1 pseudogene is annotated in these 604 nt (G+C 41.1%); it reads left to right on the top strand.

Going from position 1 to position 604, the window contains the following annotated elements:
- Nucleotides 1–11: 11 nt before the first annotated feature.
- Nucleotides 12–604: pseudogene (locus tag ACFILZ_RS10135) on the top strand (hypothetical protein); the annotation flags it as partial.

Below are 604 nucleotides of genomic sequence, written 5' to 3'. Positions count from 1 at the left end.
TGGAAACGGCTATGGCGAATACATCAAAATATTTTGGTGGAGGTGCAGGAGTTGCTGGTTCTGCCATGACGGGACCAACTTATAACTTATCCAAGATTGATACAAAGGGTAATATAACAGAGGGCTCTTTTAAAGATGTTGGGAGTGCTTTTGCCGGTCTTGATACAAATATCAAGAATGTGAATGCACGGATTAAAGAAGTTTCTGAAGGGGTAGCACAGGATTCTTTGTTATGGAATGATGAAGCCAATGCCTTTGTAGCGCGTCATGAGAAGAAGCAAGAAGAAAAAGGCAGAGCTGTAAGGAGACAGGAAAACAGTAGAATTACGTTTCTAGACAGAGGTGAGATTACCCAAAACTCAACAGATGCAGTAAATGGTGGTCAGCTCTATACAATGGGTAACACGCTTGCAACCTATTTTGGTGGAGGTGCTGGATATGATGAAGTGGGTATATGGAGAGAACCGGATTTCAAGATCAAGCAGTTTAGTGAGGATGGTACTTCTTTTGACAAGAAATATACGAATGTAGCGGATGCACTTGCAGGAGTTGGAAGTTCTATCACGAATGTTCAGAATAAATTGACTGAACAGGTTAATAATGT

This window comes from Bartonella sp. AP40SXNS (assembly GCF_042195825.1).
Lineage (GTDB): Bacteria > Pseudomonadota > Alphaproteobacteria > Rhizobiales > Rhizobiaceae > Bartonella.
Note: the sequence above shows the minus strand (reverse complement) of the source record. Positions and strands in the feature narration are given on the sequence as shown.